The sequence below is a fragment of the Streptomyces sp. NPDC088350 genome (assembly GCF_044753545.1).
Classification (GTDB): Bacteria; Actinomycetota; Actinomycetes; order Streptomycetales; family Streptomycetaceae; genus Streptomyces.
Genome location: NZ_JBIVNL010000004.1, coordinates 598,295 through 616,439 on the forward strand (window position 1 = coordinate 598,295; position 18,145 = coordinate 616,439).

15 protein-coding genes are annotated in these 18,145 nt (G+C 72.1%); 3 read left to right on the plus strand and 12 right to left on the minus strand.

Going from position 1 to position 18,145, the window contains the following annotated elements; all coding sequences use genetic code 11:
• Positions 1 to 19: 19 nt before the first annotated feature.
• The 3 genes from ACIQBL_RS16635 to ACIQBL_RS16645 all read right to left on the minus strand — a co-directional run bounded on the left by ACIQBL_RS16635 (position 20) and on the right by ACIQBL_RS16645 (position 1,874).
• The gene (locus tag ACIQBL_RS16635) at positions 20 to 880 is read right to left on the minus strand and encodes a fumarylacetoacetate hydrolase family protein (RefSeq protein ID WP_401941941.1); all 861 of its coding nucleotides are present in this window, start codon (positions 878 to 880) and stop codon (positions 20 to 22) included.
• A 158-nt stretch (positions 881 to 1,038) separates the two neighbouring features.
• Complete coding sequence (locus ACIQBL_RS16640; protein ID WP_401941943.1) at positions 1,039 to 1,434, minus strand: nuclear transport factor 2 family protein; 396 nt, start codon at positions 1,432 to 1,434, stop codon at positions 1,039 to 1,041.
• The gene (locus ACIQBL_RS16645) at positions 1,419 to 1,874 is read right to left on the minus strand and encodes a VOC family protein (protein ID WP_401941946.1); all 456 of its coding nucleotides are present in this window, start codon (positions 1,872 to 1,874) and stop codon (positions 1,419 to 1,421) included. The genes ACIQBL_RS16640 and ACIQBL_RS16645 overlap by 16 nt, the downstream gene beginning before the upstream one ends.
• 189 nt (positions 1,875 to 2,063) lie before the next feature.
• Here ACIQBL_RS16645 and ACIQBL_RS16650 point away from each other — a divergent pair, with 189 nt between their 5' ends.
• Positions 2,064 to 3,098, plus strand: a complete 1,035-nt coding sequence (locus ACIQBL_RS16650; RefSeq protein ID WP_401941948.1) for an aldo/keto reductase — start codon at positions 2,064 to 2,066, stop codon at positions 3,096 to 3,098.
• Positions 3,099 to 3,178: 80 nt separating this feature from the next.
• Here ACIQBL_RS16650 and ACIQBL_RS16655 read toward each other — a convergent pair whose 3' ends face one another.
• The 9 genes from ACIQBL_RS16655 to ACIQBL_RS16695 form a co-directional block, all read right to left on the minus strand.
• Positions 3,179 to 4,093, minus strand: coding sequence for an ABC transporter permease (locus ACIQBL_RS16655; protein ID WP_401941950.1), 915 nt, complete (start codon positions 4,091 to 4,093; stop codon positions 3,179 to 3,181).
• Positions 4,090 to 5,271, minus strand: coding sequence for an ABC transporter permease (locus tag ACIQBL_RS16660; protein ID WP_401941952.1), 1,182 nt, complete (start codon positions 5,269 to 5,271; stop codon positions 4,090 to 4,092). The genes ACIQBL_RS16655 and ACIQBL_RS16660 overlap by 4 nt, the downstream gene beginning before the upstream one ends.
• The gene (locus ACIQBL_RS16665) at positions 5,268 to 6,824 is read right to left on the minus strand and encodes an ABC transporter ATP-binding protein (RefSeq protein WP_401941955.1); all 1,557 of its coding nucleotides are present in this window, start codon (positions 6,822 to 6,824) and stop codon (positions 5,268 to 5,270) included. Before ACIQBL_RS16665 ends, ACIQBL_RS16660 begins: the two co-directional genes overlap by 4 nt.
• 34 nt (positions 6,825 to 6,858) lie before the next feature.
• Positions 6,859 to 7,956, minus strand: coding sequence for a BMP family ABC transporter substrate-binding protein (locus ACIQBL_RS16670; protein WP_401941958.1), 1,098 nt, complete (start codon positions 7,954 to 7,956; stop codon positions 6,859 to 6,861).
• A gap of 83 nt (positions 7,957 to 8,039) precedes the next feature.
• Entirely contained in the window at positions 8,040 to 8,708 is a 669-nt protein-coding gene (locus tag ACIQBL_RS16675) for a flavin reductase family protein (RefSeq protein ID WP_401941961.1), read from the minus strand.
• Positions 8,709 to 8,721: 13 nt separating this feature from the next.
• The gene (locus tag ACIQBL_RS16680) at positions 8,722 to 10,110 is read right to left on the minus strand and encodes an amidohydrolase family protein (RefSeq protein WP_401941964.1); all 1,389 of its coding nucleotides are present in this window, start codon (positions 10,108 to 10,110) and stop codon (positions 8,722 to 8,724) included.
• Positions 10,107 to 11,129, minus strand: coding sequence for a zinc-binding dehydrogenase (locus ACIQBL_RS16685; protein ID WP_401941967.1), 1,023 nt, complete (start codon positions 11,127 to 11,129; stop codon positions 10,107 to 10,109). The genes ACIQBL_RS16680 and ACIQBL_RS16685 overlap by 4 nt, the downstream gene beginning before the upstream one ends.
• A 238-nt stretch (positions 11,130 to 11,367) precedes the next feature.
• On the minus strand, positions 11,368 to 12,558 hold the full coding sequence (locus ACIQBL_RS16690; RefSeq protein ID WP_401941970.1) for a PucR family transcriptional regulator: 1,191 nt from the start codon (positions 12,556 to 12,558) through the stop codon (positions 11,368 to 11,370).
• An 11-nt stretch (positions 12,559 to 12,569) separates the two neighbouring features.
• Entirely contained in the window at positions 12,570 to 14,015 is a 1,446-nt protein-coding gene (locus ACIQBL_RS16695; protein WP_401941972.1) for an aldehyde dehydrogenase family protein, read from the minus strand.
• Positions 14,016 to 14,087: 72 nt separating this feature from the next.
• On the opposite strand from ACIQBL_RS16695, the gene ACIQBL_RS16700 reads away from it, so the two are divergent.
• Positions 14,088 to 15,170, plus strand: a complete 1,083-nt coding sequence (locus ACIQBL_RS16700) for an NAD(P)-dependent alcohol dehydrogenase (protein WP_401941974.1) — start codon at positions 14,088 to 14,090, stop codon at positions 15,168 to 15,170.
• A gap of 143 nt (positions 15,171 to 15,313) precedes the next feature.
• Complete coding sequence (locus ACIQBL_RS16705) at positions 15,314 to 17,515, plus strand: cytochrome P450 (protein WP_401941977.1); 2,202 nt, start codon at positions 15,314 to 15,316, stop codon at positions 17,513 to 17,515.
• Positions 17,516 to 18,145 lie beyond the last annotated feature (630 nt).

Sequence of the window (18,145 nt, forward strand, 5' to 3'; positions counted from 1 at the left end):
CTCCCATGGTGAGGGGCGGTCAGCTGACCGGTTCGGTCAGCCGGTGGTCGCGCGGTGCGGCGTCCGTGGGACGCACGACGCGGGTGACGAGGGGCAGTACGCCGTCCACCTCGACCCGTACCTCGTCGCCGTCGGCGAGGAAGCACGCGCGGTCCTGGCCGGTGCCGGCCGGGGTTCCGGTGAGGACGACGTCGCCGGGTTCGAGCGTGGTGAACCACGAGAGCCGGCTGAGCAGATCGGTGACCGCGAAGACCATGCCGGCGCTCGTGTCGTCCTGGACGAGTTCGCCGTTGACCCGGGTCCGTACGCGGATCGCGTCGCGGTCGGCGAGTTCGTCGGGGGTGCAGACCGACGCACCGAGCGGTGTGAATCCCGGGTAGCTCTTGGCGAGGGCGGGTGTCGCCGTGCCACGCATGATGTCGCGCGCGGTCATGTCGTTGGCCGCCGTGATGGCGGCGATCGCGGGCCAGACCTCGGCCTCGGACGCCTGGTACAAGGGGTGCCCGACGACGACCGCGATCTCCCCTTCGTAATCGGGTTCGGTCACGGCCCGCGGGATCACCACCTGTGCGCCCGGCGCCAGGACGCCGGACGACGCGGCCAGGTACAGGATCGGCTGCTCGGGCAGTCCCCGGCCGGCCCGGGCCGCCTTCGACACGTAGTTGAGCCCGACGCCCCACACGGCGCGGGGACGGCCCAACGGCGACAGGAGGACGGCTTCATCGAGCGGGATCCGCCGGCGCACCGCGCACGACTCCAGGCCGCGCAGCGATCCCTCCTGCTCCAGGACGGCGCCGACGTGCGGAAAAGCCGTGTTCAGCAGAGCGACGGACCCGTCCTCGATCCGGCCCAGGCCAACCTGTGTCGTTACCACTCGCATGACGGCATCTTTCAATGCGAGACGGTGTCATGTCAAGCAATGCGAGACGGCATCATGCCCAGCGATACGCAGGTCAGGCTGCGGGCATGCCAGCACCCCGTCCACGGGAGGCGGACGGGGTGTTCACGGCGGTGGTTCCGCGCTGCCGACCAGGTGCTTCAGGCGAGCTGGCGCCGCACCTCGCCGCTGTCCCAGTAGTCCGTACGACGCGTCACCAGCCCGTCGACGACCGTGAAAACGAAGACCCCGCGTACCCGTACGGGGCGATCGCCCGCCGAGCGCATCCGGAACGTCATGACGTACGGCACCGCGGCCGACCCGCCGTCGACCAGGAAACGCTCGGGCAGGTAGTGCAGGTCCCCGAAGTCCGCCAGGAACCCGGTCAGCGCGGCGCGGTACTCGGCGCGGCCCGTGCGGCTCTGTCCCAGCGACGAGGTGTGTTCGTTGACGAAGTCCTCGGCCACGCAGTCGGCCACGGCGTCGGCGTCGTGCGCGTTCAACGCCGCGAGGTACGCCTCGACGGCAGCGCGGGTGTCTTTCAGGACGAACCCCACTTCTTGCGGACCGAGTCGAACACCCGCTGGTCGTGGGAGATCTCGACGACGTTGCCGTCGGGGTCCTTCAGCGCGCAGATGTAGCCGACGGGATCGGGCATCTGCCGCGGCTCCCAGTGCAGACAGCCGAGTTCGCGGGCCTGGTCCGCCAGTGCGTCCACGTCCTCCCGCGTCGGCACCTCGATGCCGAGGTGCGCGAACGGGTGCAGCAGGCCCAACTGGTTGCCCCTGTCCTTGTTGAACGACACCAGGACGAGCACGAACGGCGTCTCGGCCTGCTGGTCGTTGGAGAGCCAGACGCTCTCGCCGTCCGCGTCCTTGAACCGCTCGACCACGACCAGCGGAGTCAGCGTGGTGTAGAACGCGATCGCCTTGTCGAGATCGCCGGTCGGCAGCGCGACGTGGGTCCAGCGTGCCGACGTGAGACCGGTGGCGGCCACGGGTACCTCCATGGTGAGTGGTGCGGATTTTCCTGAGACTAGGCGCGAGCGCGCCCACGGGTCGATGTGCTGCGGACACAACACGCAGGCCAGGGATGCTGGCCCCGCGCGACATCGGTTTCCGGCCCGCCGTTGTGCGAACCTGCGGGAGGACAGCGACAGGGCGTCGGCTGGGGATGCGAGGCGAGCGTGGACTACCGGATTCTGGGCGGGACGGGCATCGAGGTGAGTCAGCTCTGCCTCGGGGCGATGATGTTCGGCGCCTGGGGCAACACCGACGAGGCCGAGTGCCACCGCATGGTGGCGACGGCACTGGACGCCGGGGTCAACATCGTCGACACCGCCGACGTGTACGCCTCCGGCGAGTCGGAGGAGATCCTCGGCCGGGCCCTGAAGGGACGGCGCGACGACGTCGTCCTGGTGTCGAAGTTCTCGGGCCAGATGCCCGCCGGCCCCCTCGACCGCAACCGGCGCGGCAACTCGCGGCTGTGGATCACGCGCGCCGTGGAGGGCAGCCTGCGCCGGCTGGGGACGGACCACCTGGACGTGTACCTCGTCCACCGCCCCGATCCGCGCACCGACATCGAGGAGACCCTCGGCGCGCTCGGCGACCTGGTGCGGGCGGGCAAGGTGCGGGCGATCGGCACCTCCAGCTTCCCGGCCGAGGAGATCGTGGAGGCGCAGTGGGCGGCGCGGCGTGCCGGCCGCGAGCGGTTCACCGTGGAACAACTGTCGTACTCGGTCCTGGCCCGGCACGCCGAGGCCGCGACCCTGCCCACCGCGCAACGGCACCGGATGGGCGTCATGGTCTGGAGCCCGCTCAACGGCGGCTGGCTGACCGGCAAGTACCGGGCCGGCGCCGAACCGGCGGCCGACTCGCGCGCGCTGCGCAACAGCGACCACTTCGACTTCGCCGACGAGCGGGTGCGCACGCGCAAGCTCGCCGTCGTCGAGGAACTCGTACGGCTGGCCGCCGACGAGGGCTGCACGCTCGTCGAGCTGGCGCTGCGGTTCGTGCTCGCCCATCCCGGTGTCACCTCGGCCGTGATGGGCGCGCGCACCCACGACCAGCTCCTGTCGCAGCTCACCGCCGTGGACCGGCCGCTGTCCGCCGAGGCGCTGGACCGGATCGACGCGCTCGTCGCGCCGGGCAGTGCCCTCAACCCGCTCGACATCGGCTACACCCCGCCGGCCCTGGAGAACGCGGCACTGCGCCGGCGCTGACCGCGGCGGCGTGAGCCCGCGGCGGATGCCGGCCCCGTCCATGCGCGGGGCCGGCATCCGTCGTCGCCGGGTCCCGGCCATCAGGTCGACCCGCGCTCGAAGGGCCGCCCGAGCGCGGCGGGTTCCCGGTGCTGGGTGGTGAACATCAGCATGGCGAGGAGCGCCAGCAGATACGGGGCCGCGACGAGCAGCTGGGCGTTGAGCGTGACCCCGAGCGCCGGGAGCGCCAGACGCATCGCGTCGGAGAGCCCGAACACCAGGCAGCCGAGCAGGGTCCGGCCGAGCCGCCACGCCCCGAAGATCACCGCCGCGATGACGATGTACCCGCGTCCTGCGGTCATGTTCTGGTTGAACGATCCGACCTCGCCGACCGCGAGGTACGCGCCGCCGAGACCGGCCAGCGCGCCGCACCACAGCAGGGCCTGCCGGCGCCGCAGGTTCACCTTGATGCCCGTGACGTCGGCGGCCTGCGGGTTCTCCCCCACCGCCCGCAGTTCCAGGCCCCAGCGGCTGCGCTCCATCAGCCACCAGGTGAGCGGCACCAGCAGGAGCAGCAGGAAGGCGGGCCAGCGTTCGGCGAACAGGGGCCCGCCGATGATCGGGATGTCCCGCAGCAGCGGGATCGACAACATCCCGACCTGGTGCGACACGAACTCGTTGATCGTGATCAGGTAGCTCGTCAGCCCCAGTACCAGCGCGTTCAGTACGAGGCCGACGACGAAGGTGTTGATCTGCACCCGGTGGGAGAGGTTGCCGTGCACGAAGCCGAGGACGAGGCCGGTCACCACGCCGACCGCCAGGCCGACGGTGGCACTGCCGGTCGCGCTCGCCGTGGCGATCGACGTGAACGCGGCGCCGAGCATCATCGCCTCGACGGAGATGTTCATCGTGCCCGCACGCTCGGCCACGTACTCACCGCACGCGGCGAACGCCAGCGGCACGGTCAGCCGGACACCGCTCGCGAGAACGGTCGAGGTGTTGTCCAGAACGCTCACAGGACCGCCTTCACCTTGGTCGGGACAACGGACACGGCGGGCGTCGCCTGCGGTGCGGCACCGCGACGCCCGCGGAGGAGATCGACGAGGACGGGCGGCGCGACGAACGCGAGGACCAGCAACGCCTTGACGACATCGACGAGGAAGTACGGCACGCCCGTGGCCGAGAGGAAGTCACCGCCCGCGCGCAGCACGGCGAACGCCAGCGACACCGGGATCGTGACCAGGGGCCGGTTGCGCGCGACGAGCGCGACGAGCAGGCCGTCCCAGCCGAAGTTGCCCGACAGCCCGGCCTGCAGCCGGTTGGTGCCGACCGGGCTGACCAGCAGCAGCCCGCCCGCCAGTCCGGCGAAGGCGCCGGACAGCGCCAGGGTGAGGCCGCCGAGCGCGGCCACCCGGATACCGGTGTGCCTGGCCGTCAGGGGATTCAGGCCGACCATGCGCACCCGGAAGCCCCACCGGCTGCGGCTCAGGAGCACGGCGACGCCGACCGCGGCGACGAGGGCGATGACCATGCCCGCGTTCAGCTGCACCGACGGGTACTGCCCGAAGCCGCCGAGCCGCGCGTTCTCCGGCACGGGGTTGGACGCCGCGTCGGCGATACCCGAGGAACCCTGCGCGCTCTGCTGTAGGAGCGCCGGCGTGCTGACGGCGAACGTGACGAGCTGGATGGCGAGGAATGTCATCAGCAGGGTGCTCACGGGGATGTTGACCCCCCGCAGGCGGAGCATCAACGCGCTGAGCGCGGCCCAGGCGCCACCGCCGAGGGCTGCGGCGATCAGCACCACGACGACCAGGGACGGGCCGGGCAGGGCCAGCCGCAGCCCGACCCAGGCGCCGGTCAGGCCGCCGATGAGCACCTGCCCCTCCTGGCCGATGTTGAACGTGCCGGCCGACGCGCAGATACACGCGCCGACCGCGACCAGAAGCAGCGGCGCCGCGTTGAGCAGTGTCGTCGTCCAGCCCGTGGAGTCGGCGAGGCTGCCGGTCCAGATCGCGGACGCCGAGGCGGTCGGCGAGCCGCCGGTGAACAGCAGCAGCAGCGCGGACGCGCCCGCGGCGACGGCGACCAGTACGACGGTGAGGCCCGCCACGATCCAGCCACCGGGCCGGGGCCTCAGCAGGGCGAGCAGACGCGGGGCCGTCTCGTCCCCGCCCGTCGGCGAGGGGGCACTCATGCGGCCTCACCGCCGACCAGCATGCCCAGTCGCTCGGGTGTCGCCTCCGAGACGGGGAGTGCTCCGGAGATCCGCCCGGACGAGATCACCGCGATCCAGGTTGCAAGGGCCATGACTTCCTCGAGTTCGGTGGAGATGAGCAGCACTCCGACACCTTCGGCCGCCGCCCTGCGCAGCCGGACGTACATGTCCTCGATGGCGCCGACGTCGAGACCGTGGGTGGGCTGCGCCGCTACCAGGACGCTGGTGTGACCGGACAGTTCCCGGGCGAGCACGACACGCTGCTGGTTGCCTCCGGAGAGGCTGCGCACCGGCGCGTCGAGCGAGGGGGCGACGATGTTGAACTCGTCGGCGAGGCGCCGGGCCTCGGCGGCCATCGCGCGCCGGCGCAGCAGGAACCGGCCGCTGAACCTGTCCAGGGACTTCATCGTCAGGTTTTCGGTGACGCTCATGTCGAGGACGACACCGCTCTGGTGCCGGTCCTCCGGCACGATGCCGAGACCTGCCTTTCCGAGCGCGCCGGGCCGGGTCACGTCGACCTCGCGGCCGGCGATATCGATGGTGCCGGCGGTCGGCAGGACCAGCCCGGAGAGGACTTCGCCGAGCGTCGCCTGGCCGCTGCCCTCGACGCCGTAGAGGGCGCAGATCTCGCCCGCGCCGACGCTCAGGTCGATTCCTTCGAGAACCTTGACCCCGCTTCTTTCGACCGTGAGTCCCGCCAGGCGCAGGACGGGCGGGGGCCGGTCGTGCGCCCCGCCCCCGCCCGTGCGTGTCGTGTTGACGGGCAGCAGGCCGAGGGCGGCTCCCTCGTCGTGCAGGGACACGTCACGGCCCACCATCCGGCGGGCCAGTTCCGGCGCGGTGGTCTCGGCGGTGACCGCCCGGAAGGCGACACCGCCCTTGCGCAGGACCGTCACCCGGTCCGTGGCCTGCGTGATCTCGGCGAGCTTGTGGCTGATGAGGATGACGGCACGGCCCTCCTCCTGCACCACCCGGCCGAGCACGGCGAACAGCTCCTGCGACTCGGCCTGGGTCAGCACCGAGGTGGGCTCGTCCAGGATCAGGATCCGGGGGTTGCGCCGCAGGCACTTGACCACCTCGACGCGCTGCCGTTCACCCGCCGCGAGGGTGTCGACCCGCGCCTCGGGGTCGACCGGCAGCCCGTACCGCGCGGCGACCTCGGCGATGTCGGCGCAGATGGCCTGCTTGTTCACCGCGCCGGTGTCGCCGAGCGCGACGTTCTCCCAGACGGTGAGCCCGTTGATGAGGCTGAAGTGCTGGTGCACCATGCCGATGCCCAGCTCGGCCGCCTCCTGCGGGCTGTCCAGCGCGACCTCCTCGCCACGCACCAGTACGGTGCCGGCGTCGCGCCGGATCAGCCCGAGCAGGACCTTCATGAGGCTGGACTTGCCCGCCCCGTTCTCGCCCAGGAGACCGTGGATCTCGCCGGCGTCGACGGTGAGGTCCACGGCGTCGCAGGCCAGGACGGATCCGTAGGACTTGGTGATGCCGCGCAGTTCGAGGATCCGGGCCGCTGAGGTCGTCGATGTCATCGCGTGTGAGTCTCCTGGGTCGGTGTCGGCACGGTCAGCCGAGGCGCTTGACCTCGTCCTCCGGGATGATCTCCTTGCTGCCGATCTTCTTGATGAACGTCACCAGCTGCTGGTCCTCGTTGCCCTGGCCCTTGCAGATCTTGACGGTCGGGTAGGGGTCGACGCCCAGCTGCCACACTCGCGACGTGCCCATCTTCAGGTTGTCCTTGGCGAACTCCTCCAGCGCGGCGCGGAAGTAGTCACCCGGGTTGAAGATCACCGAGATGTCGAACTTCGGGCTGGTGGAGTCGCACCGGTCGGTGCCCGGGGTGAGGGTCAGCACGCCGGCGGCGTTCGCCACCCGTGTCGCGGCGTCGGTCGCGCCCCCGAGGTAGGGGTAGATGACCTTGGCGCCCTGGCTGATCTGTGCCTGCATGGCCTCCTTGGCCTTCGCCGAGTCGTCGAAGTCACCGGTGTAGGTGCTGACCAGGGTGGCCTTCGGGACGACCTCCCGGATCCCGGCCAGGAAGGCCTTGGCTCCCAGGACGCTGAAGTCGGCCTTGATGCCGGTGACGAACCCGGCCTTGGTGTAGCCGGCCGCCTTCATCTTCAGGCCGGCGGCGTAGCCGGCGACGAGCATCGACTGGTTGGGGTTGTCGGAGGACAGCAGGATCCGGGGGGTCTGGTCGATGTTCGCCGACGACGGCACGTACCAGGCGGTCTTGGCACAGACCGGCTCCTCGGAGGCCGGGATGGCGGCGCTGAGCTCACTGGCGGCGAGCGCGACCATGTCGACGTGCTGCCGGCACAGTGCGCGTGCCGCGGTGAGCGCGTCGCTCGCGGGCACGCTGCCGCGCTTGATGATCGTCCAGCCCTTCTCCTTGGCGTAGGCGTCCGCCGAGTCGACGAAACCCTGGTAGTAGCCGTGGTCGTTGATGTCGCCGGGGCTGAGAACACCGACGACGACCTTGCCGTCGCCGTTGACATCGGGTTCTTTCATGCCTGAGCCGCTGCCGCTGCTGCTCGCCGTGGCGGTCGTGCCGGTCGCCGTCGCCGTCGCGTCGTTGCTGGCGCAGCCGGAGAGCGCGAGAGTTCCTACGAGGGCGAGGCCGAGCGCCGCCCTGCTACACCAGAGTGATCTTCCTGCAGTCATGTGCGCGGTTCCGTTCACTGGGTGGCACCGCCCTGTCCGGGCGGTGGTGACGTCGAGTGGGTCGGTTGGCGGGGAAGGGAGGGTCAGTTGGCGGGCTTGTCGGCCCGGTCGAGCTCGGCGTAGGAGACACGCTCCTGGTGGAAGAGGGACTCCTCCCCCGCGGTGACGAACCACGGGAAGCCCATCCGCCCGACCGCTCGGACCCGGGTGGGGTCGATGCGGCCCGGGGCGGACATGACCGAGTCGTCGGTGGTGATGCAGACGACCTCGGCGAGCACGATGTGCACGCCCGAGAAGCAGCTGCTGTGGTCGCCGCGGTCGATCACCTCGTGCACCCGGCATTCGAGGTGCGCGGGGCTGTCGGCCAGCGACGGCGTGTCGAGGATCTGCGAGGGCACGGCCCGCCAGTCGGCGACGTCCATCTCGCTGACACCGCGGGGGTATTCGCGGGCCACCGCCTCGATGTGCTCGGCGATCTCGACGGTGGTGAGGTTGACGACGAACTCGCCCGTGCGCTCGATGTTGAGCCAGGTGTCCTTCGGCTGGGGGGTGTCCTCCCGAAGGGCGCCAATGGTGACCGCGATCAGCGGCGGTTCGCCGCTGACCGGCATGTAGTAGCTGTACGGCGCGACGTTGACCCCTCCGTCCGGGTCGAGCGTGGTGATCATCGCGATCGGCCGCGGTACCACCAGTTGTGAGAGCAGGCCCTGTTTCTGGGCCGGTGGGCGCCCGGACATGTGGATGACGTTCAACCGGTGCTCTCCTTCACTGGGTGCCCGCCGGCGGTGTCGGCCGGGTGGGCCAGGTCGGACGGTGTGTGATGCCCGCGCGCCGCAGGAGAGCGGCGGACCGCTCGGCGGCGGCCTCGGCGACGGCGGTGAGGTCGATGCCGGTCGGCCGCCGGTCGCGGAGGACCACGCGGCCGTCGACCAGCACGTCACGGACGGTCCGTGAGACGTGCCCCCACACGAGCTGGCGGGCGAGGTCGCCCCGGGGGATCCAGGCGGGGTCGCGGGTGTCGAGTACGACGATGTCGGCGGCCTTGCCGACCTCCAGGGAGCCGATCCGCTCGCCGAGACCGATCGCCTCCGCGCCGTCGACCGTGGCGAGCGCGAACGCCTGCTCGGCACGGATCGGGTCGGGCAGGTCACGGTCGCGTTCGAGACCGGCGAACAGGTAGGCGGCCAGGAGGACGTCAGGGGCGTCGCCGGCGTTGTGGGCGTCGCAGCCGAGCGCCACCCTGCCTCCCCGGCGCACCAGCTCGGCGTGGCGCGACGCGCGGGTGTAGCCCTGGGCGAGGCGCAGGTAGGCCCCGGGGCAGGCGGCGACCGCGGTACGGGTCTGAAGGATCGCGTCGACCTCCGCGTCGTCGAGCCAGACGGCGTGCCCCAGCAGCAGGCGCGGGCCGAGTACTCCCAGCTCGCCGAAGTGGGTCACCGGTCGGCGCCCGCAGCGCGGGGCGTAGGCCTCGACGTCGGCGGGTCCCGGCGAGATGTGCCAGGTCAGGCCGGTGTCGAGTCGTTCGGCCAGGCTGGCCGCGCCGGTGAAGAGCTCGTCGCTCGCGAGGTCGTGGCCCACCAGCGTCACCCACCCGGTGACCGGCCCGGTGGCCGGCAGCGCCCGGATGATCTCCTCCTGCCGGGCGAGCACCTCGTCGGCGGGGGCGCCGAACGGCACGCCCTCGGCGTCCCAGCCCCAGCCGCCGACCCGCGCGCGGATCCCCGCTGCGGCCAGCCCGGCGGCGACCCGTTCCGGGTGGGCCACCGTGCCCGGTTCCAGCACGGTGGTGATGCCCCGGGACAGGCACTCGACGGCGGTGACGGTCGCGGCCAGTTCGTCGTCGTCGCCGTCGGCGTGGGCGTGCAGCGGGACGATCCAGTCGAAGATCGACGACTGCGAACTGATGTGGTCCGGGATCGTGCTGCGCACGAGGGGGTCGACGGTCGTGTGCTGGTGGGCGTCGACGAGGCCCGGGATGACGACACAGCCCGACGCGTCGATCTCCCGCGCGCCGGGGAAGCGGGCGCGCAGTTCCCCGGCCGTGCCGAGTGCGGCGATGCTGTCCCCGGACACGGCGACCGTCGTGCCGGTGAGGACCCGCCGCGCGGGGTCCATGGTGACGACGTCGCCGCCCACGATCAGCAGATCGGTCATGGCGTGATCACGACCTTTCCGATGGTGTCGCGGGCGTCGAGCACGTCCCAGGCGTCGGCGAGATCGTCGAGCGGGAACTGTGCGGCGGTGGGCAGGTACAGGCCGGCGGAGAAGCAGGCCGACGTGGCGGCGACGAAGTCGGCCGAGGTGTAGCCTCCGGCGCCCAGCAGTCTGAGGCCGCGGTGGAAGACCTCTCGGAGCGAGAACGACACCTGGTCGCCGCTGGTGTTGCCCAGCAGCAGCAACCGCCCACGGATGCCGAGGCAGTCCAGTGAGGTGCGCCAGGTGTCGGTGCCGACATGGTCCAGGACCAGGTCCGCGCCGGTGCCGTCGGTGAAGGCGGTCACCGCTTTCACCAGGTCCGGTTCGTCGTTGCGCAGGGCCAGGTCCGCTCCGGCCGCGCGGGCCGCGGCCAGCTTCGCGTCGCCGCCCGCGAACGCGACGACCGAGGCACCGGCCCGCTTGGCCAGCGCGATGGCCGCCATGCTGACGGGACTCGCCGCCGCGTGCACGACGAGGACCTCGCCGGCGTCCAGCGCTCCGACGGTGTGCACCGCGTGCCACGCCGTCGCGAAGGCGGTGGGCAGGGTGACGGCCTGGGCGAGCGGCAGGGACTCCGGTACCCGGACGATCGATTCGGCGGACGCCAGGACGTACGCGGCGAGCGCGCCGGGGACGTTGCCACCGAGGATCCGCGGGCTGACGCAGTACGCCCGGTCGCCCACCGAACAGCGCGGACAGCCGCCGCAGCCCTGGGTGGGATCGGCGATGACCCGGTCGCCGATGACGGTGGAGCTGACCGCGGATCCGGCCGCCACCACTGTTCCCGCGAAGTCCATGCCGGGGACGTGCGGAAGGCGGAAGCCGGGGATCAGGCCCGGCCCCTTGCGCTGCAGCAGGTCCAGGCGGTTCAGCCCGCAGTACGCGACCTCGACGACAACGTCGCGCGCACCGCACACCGGTTCCGGGACGTCCTGGAGGGACACGGCCTCGGCTCCGCCGAAATCGGTCTGCACCATCGCTCTCACCGTGGGCCTCCCGACCTCAGCCGTCTCGCATTGCGAGGCGATGGAACGTATTGTGGGGCAACTCTGCCCATGGTGAACAGTGCTGTCAACGCCTGTATGGAAAAACTGGATTTCGTAGCTGTTTCGCCTTTTCCACCGCCTCACCACGCAGGCCGCGGGTCGGCACAGGCGGGTGCGGACGCGTGCGGAGCACCGCCCCGGCCGTGGCGAAGGGCGGCTCATCGACGGCTCAGACCGGCTCGTCGTCGCCGCGCGACCGCTCGTCGTCGGCGGCGAGCAGGTCGAGTGCCGCGAGCGCCAGGTGCAGCTCCGCCGAGGCGGCGGGAAGCAGGGGGTCCGTGCCCAGGAGGTTCTTGATCTGGCGAACCCGGTAGCCCACCGAGTTGCGGTGGAGATGGAGCTGTTCGGAGACGCTCTGCCGACTTCCCCGCTCGGCCAGCCAGGCGCGGAGCGTGGCCATCAGCTCCGGACGCTGCCGGATCGGCCCGAGGTGCGTCTCGACATACGCCTCCAACTGCGCGCGCGGGAGGGGCAGCAGTACCTGGACGACCCCGCCGCCGCCGAAGGTGAGCAGCGGGACGCCCCGGGCCCTGGCCAGCTGGAGCAGCCGTTCGGCCTCGGAGAAGGACCGGGCCAGACCGGTGGGCGAGTCGGGGTGGGAGCCGCTCGCCGCGACGACGTGCTCCCCGGCGGGCTCGTCGCCTGTCATGAGGCCCAGCCGGCTCCGCAGCCGGGCGAGCACGGCGTCGCCGGTCACCACCGTCCACGCCGTACGCCCCTCCTGCCGCACAGGGTGCTCCAGCCAGGCGAGGGCCGTGGACCAGGCGCGCAGGCGGGAACCGGTGTAGTGCAGTACGGCACCGGCCGGCGGTCGCCGCAGATCGATCCCCAGTTCCGTGGCCGCCGCCCACACCGAAGGGCTCACCGTCCCGGACCGCAAGGCGGCGACGACGTCCTCCGGTGTGTGCCGCGGCGGGACCTCGGCCGAGCCGTCCCCCGCACGCACGGCGTCGATGAGCAGCGCGGTGACGGCGGCACCGGCCAGCGCCCGCGTGCGCGGATCACCGGGCCCGACGGTCAGCAGCACACCGGCCACGGTCGTCCCCGCCCGTACGGCCAGCGCCGTGGCCCGCAGTCCGTCGAGCGTGTCGACCACCGGTCCGGCCACACCGGCGAGCACCCCGTCCGCCACCGTGGCCGCGACCCCGGATCCGCCATCGGTGGTCGCCAGCGGCACACCCTCGGCGGACAGCAGCCGCATCTGCAGGCCGGTCACCCGGGCCAGCGTGCGCAGGACGTCCGCGCGCGCGGCGCCGGCCAGCACGGCTCCGGTCAGTTCCCGTTCCAGCACGACCGGTTCCGCGTCCGGGCCCGCCCGCTCCCGGGCCGGTCCGGACCTCGCCTCGGCGATGGATGCCATGGTGCCGGGTCTCAGCGGGCCAACAACCGGATGGCCACGCCCTTCTCCTGGGTGTACTCGCGCAACGCGCCGTACCCGCCGCCCCGGCTGAAGCCGCTGTCCTTCCGCATGTTGAAGGGGAAACCGATCACTCCCGCGTCGTGGAACTGGTTGACGGCCACCTGGCCGGAGCGGACGTCCTTCGCCAGCCTCAGCGCCCGCGAGATGTCGTTGGTCCAGATACAGGCAAGCAGGCCGAAGTCCGTCGCGTTCATCAGCTCGGTCGCCTCGGCCGTGTCGCGGAAGGACTGTACGGCGAGCACCGGGCCGAAGACCTCCTCGCGGGCGACGCGCATGCCCGCGTCCACCCCGTCGTACACGGTCGGCCGGACGAACCACCCGTCGCCGGTGGGTGCGCCACCGGTGACCAGTCGCGCCCCCTGGCGGGGCGCGTCCTCCAGGAAGCCGCTGACGCGCGCGAACTGCGCGGCGCTGACCAGCGGCCCCATGTCCAGGTCGGCCTCCCAGGGCCCGGACTTCACGGCGGCCATGGCGGCGGCGACCCGCTCCACGACCTCGTCGTGCACCGAGGCCTCGACGAGCAGCCGGGAACCGGCGTAGCAGTTCTGCCCCGCGTTCTCGGTGATCGAGGCGACGACCGCCTCGATCGCCGTGTCGAGGTCGGCGTCGGCGAACAGCACGTTCGGCGACTTGCCGCCGAGTTCGAGTTTCACCGGGACGAGGTTCTGCGCGGCGGCCGTCATGATCGCCCGTCCGGTGACGGTGGAGCCGACGAAGCTGATGTGGTCGACGCCCGGGTGCGAGGTCAGCGCGGCGCCCGCGTCGGGCCCGCCCGCGACGACGTTGAGCACCCCCGGCGGGAAGCCGGCGCGACGGGCGAGCTCGGCGAGGGCGAAGGGGGTCAGCGGCGCGATCTCGGACGGCTTGAGTACGACCGTGTTGCCGGCGGCGAGCGCCGGCGCGACGTTCGCGGCCATGAGTACGGCGGGCACGTTCCACGGAATGACGACGGCGCACACGCCGTGCGGCTCGGGAACCGTGTAGCCCAGGTAGTCGGGGCTGCGGGTCGGCAGCGTGACCCCGGTGAGCTTGTCGGCCGCGCCCGCGAAGTAGCTGACGATGTCATGGGCGATGTAGATGTTCGTCCGGCCCCCGGACAACGGCTTGCCCACGTCCTGGGCCTCTACGGCGGCCAGCGCCTCGACGTCGGCGAGGATCAGGTCGGCCCAGCGCCGGATCAGCGCCCCACGCTCGGAGGGGCTGGTCGCCGCCCAGCCAGGGGAGGCGCGCCGCGCGGCGGCGACCGCGTCGTCGACATCGGCTCCGCCCGACCGCGCCACGTCGGTGATCACCTGCTGGGTGGCCGGATCGACGATGTCCAGGGTGCCGCCGTCACGGGCCGCGACCCACTCGCCGTCGATGAATTGCCTGGAGGAAGGGAAGTCAACAGCAGCCATACGTGAACCTTGACCGACCTTGTCACGCATGTCAATATGCGATCTCGCAATGCGAGTCACTGAGGAGCCCCCGTGCGCGCCACCGCCGCCCTGCTGGAGCAACCCGGACAGCCGTTCGTCCTGACCGAGGTGGACCTGGACGAGCCCCGCCCCGACGAGGTGCTCGTCCGTGTCGCCGGTGTCGGCATCTGCGGCACCGACCTCGAGTTCGCCACCTTCTTCCCCACCCCGGCGCTGCTCGGGCACGAGGGGTCGGGCGTCGTCGAGAAGGTCGGCGCGCACGTCACCTCCGTACGCCCCGGGGACAACGTCGCCATGTCCTTCGCGTCGTGCGGCAGGTGCGCGCTGTGCCTGACCGGCTCGCCCGCCTACTGCCGCAGCTTCGACGCGGTGAACTTCTCCGGCCGCCGCCCCGACGGCTCCACCGCCGTGACCCATGAGGGGCGGGAGGTCAACGCCCATTTCCTGGGCCAGTCGTCGTTCGCCAGCCATGTCGTCGCACCGGAGCGGGCGGTCGTGCGGATCGACCCGTCGCTGGACCTGCTGCGGGTCGGCCCCTTCGGCTGCGGCTTCCAGACCGGCGCCGGCGGCGTGCTCAACGTGCTCCAGCCGCGCCCCGGCTCGACGATCGCGGTCTTCGGCGTGGGAGCCGTCGGCGTGGCCGCCGTCATCGCCGCCGCGCTGAGCGGCTGCGCGGTCGTCGCCGCCGTCGACGTGAACCCGGCCAAGCTGGAGGCGGCCCGCGGTTTCGGCGCCACCCACACCGTCGACTCCTCGGCCGGACCGGCCGCCGAACAGCTGGCCGCCCTCGTCCCCGCGGGGTTCGACTTCGTGATCGACACGACCGGCCACGCGGACGTCCTGCGCACCGCCGTGGAGTCCCTCGGGCCGCTCGGCCGCGCCGGGGTCATCGGCATCGGCCCGAGCGAGTCGATGAGTTTCGAGTGGCGCAGCATCCTCAACGGGCGCAGCGTCACCGGCATCATCGCCGGGTCCAGCCTGCCCCAGCTGTTCCTGCCCCGGTTGCTCGAACTCAACGCCGAGGGCCGGTTCCCGGTCGAGAAGATGATCACCTACTTCCCGTTCGACCAGATCAACGAAGCCGTCGCGGCGGTCCGGGCCGGGGCGGTCGGCAAGGCCGTACTGACCTTCTGAACGTCGTCCGCCGAACGCCGTCCAGGCGTCGTTGTCGCAGGCAGCGGCACACCTTAGGGTGACCGGCACAGAAGGCATGAGTCATCCGGTGGCGCGGCCGGCCAACACCGCGCAGAAGAACGAGCACGTGGAGCGTGCCCTTCATGTACGCCGAAACCGACTTCGACCACCACTCCGACGAGGCCAACGCCGACCCTGTCGGCTACTACGCGCGCCTGCGCGAGACCTGCCCGGTGGGCCGGTCCGCCGCGCACGGCGGCTTCGTCTACACGACGCGGTACGCCGACGTCGCCCGCATCGCCCGCGACGACGAGACGTTCTCCTCGGCCCGCAGCGACCACGGCGGCCAGGGCGTCGGCATCGTCATCCCCAAGGGACCGGGGCTCGACCAGTATCCGATCGAGCTCGACCCACCGCGTTCGACCGAATACCGGCAACTGATCAACCCGCTGCTGACCCCCGAGGCGGTCGAGCAGCTGGTACCCATGATCGAGCGCCACGCCGCGCGCGTCGTGGACGACTTCATCGAGCTCGGCTCCTGCGACTTCGTACGCGACCTCACCAACCCGCTGCCTGCCGCGGTGACGTTGGACTGGCTCGGCTTCCCCGAGGAGGACTGGGCGAAGCTGGCCGGGCCGATCCACGACATCTTCGCCGCCCCCGCCGACAGCGAGCGCGCCGTGCGCGGGGCCGCAGGACTGGCGTACATGGACCGGCGCATCCGTGAGCTGATCGCCGAGCGCCGGTCGGCGCCACGGGCCGACGCGGTCAGCGCCCTGGTGGCCGGCCGGCGCGGCGACGGCGGCGAGTTCGGCGAGGACGAACTGGTGTCGGTGATCGGCCTGCTCATCGCCGGCGGCGTCGACACCACCACCTCCCTGACCGGATGGACGCTCGTCCACCTCGCCCGCCACCCCGAGCAGCGCCGGCAGCTGATCGACTCCCCCGACCTGCTCGACACCGCGACCGAGGAGTTCCTGCGCGCCTTCGCGCCCTCCCAGTCGATGGCCCGCACGGTCACTCAGGACGTCGAGGTCGGCGGCTGCCCGATGCACGCGGGCGACCGGGTGCTCATCCCGTGGGTCGCCGCGAACCACGACCCCGCCGTGTTCCCCGACCCCGAACAGGTGCGGCTGGACCGCGACGCCAGTCGGCACCTCAGCTTCGGGATCGGGTCGCACCGGTGCGCCGGCGCGCACCTCGCCCGCGCCATGTTCCGCGCGATGATGGCGCAGGTGCTGACCCGGCTGCCCGACTACCAGGTGATCGAGGACGGGCTCGTCGCCTACCCGACGCGCGGCAACCAGTCCGGCTGGGACGCGATCCCCGCGCTCTTCACGCCCGGTCCCCGGGCGAGCACGGCGGCGGGCTCGGTCCGCGTGCTGAACACGCCCACTCCGCTGCGGGTGACCGCCGTACACGCCGCGGCCGAGGGTGTGGTCGCCGTCGGCCTCGGCCTGCCGGACGGAACCGGACTCCCCCCGTGGCAGCCCGGCGCGCACGTCGAGGTGCGGCTGCCCTCGGGCAGGCTGCGTCAGTACTCGCTGTGCGGTGACCCCGCCGACGCCACGACGTGGCGCATCGGCGTCCTGCGTGAGCCCCAAGGCCGCGGCGGCTCGGCCGAGATGCATGAACTGGCCCGCCCGGGAGCCACCTTCGCGGTACGCGGGCCACGCAACCACTTCCCGCTCGTACCGGCGCCGTCCTACCTGTTCATCGCGGGCGGCATCGGCGTCACCCCCGTCCTCGCCATGGTCCGCGCGGCGGCCGGACGCGGCACGCCCTTCGCCGTTGTGTACGGCGGGCGCACCCGCTCGACGATGGCGTTCGCCGACGAGCTCTCCGCCGTCGCCGGCGACGCGCTCACCCTCCTCCCGCAGGACGAGGCCGGGCTGCCCGACCTTCCCCGGCTGCTGGGCGGGCTGGACGCGGACACCGCCGTCTACGCGTGCGGGCCGCCGCCCATGCTGGCGGCCGTCGAGCGCGAGTGCGCCCGCCTGGATCTCACCGACCGGTTGCACCTGGAACGCTTCACGGCCGGCGACGGCCTGGAAACAGCGTTCGACGCGACGCGGAACCGGACCTTCGAGGTCCAGCTCGCGCGCACGGGAGCCACGCTCACCGTGCCGGCCGACCGCCGCCTCATCGAGGTTCTGCGCGATGCCGTGAGCGGCCTGTCCTACGACTGCGAGAAGGGATACTGCGGGGCCTGCGAGACCCGGGTGCTCGCCGGGACGCCGGAGCACCGGGACTCCGTGCTCAGCGACGAGGAACGCCTTGCCGGGCGCACGATGATGATCTGCGTCGGCCGGTGTCAGGGCGACCGCCTGGTCCTGGACATCTGAGCCGGCCCGGGCCTCCAAGCCGACCCCGGCCGACGGACGGCGTCCGTGGACCGGCGGTCCGGCACCAGCCGGCTGCCGCGTGGGTCCGACAGCGGACACGACATTCGCCGTCGGACCCACGCCGCGGCCGGGGGCCGACGCGGGCCGGGTCCCCGTCTCCACGAACGGTCGGCCGAAGGCGCGGACGCCCAGCAGACGTCGGCCAGTACGCCGAAGCCGACCAGGGCGGCACGCGGCACCAGTTCGCTCGGCCTCGTCGCGCCATCCGGCCGCCGAGCACTCCGCCGAGGGGGGACGTCGGCGCGACCACGACCGCGATCGTCCAGTGCACGGGCCGGACAACGCGGACGCGACGAGCGACGGTGACCACGACCAGCTGCGACGTCCCCCTTGAGCACACCCACCTCGGCCTGCCGCCGTAGAGCGCGCCGGCGTAGAGCTTGACGCCGTGGTCGCCGTCGTCAGCGACGAGCAGTGCCCGCAACCGGGGCTGGAAAAAGAGCAGAGCGTCGGCGCCGAGGACGAGGAACGAGACCGCGACCGCTCAGACAGCGCGACGCGGCGCCCACTGCGGAAACGACCGCAAGTGACAGCGCGGAAACCCGCCGGGACGCCCCTCTCAGCGCCGCG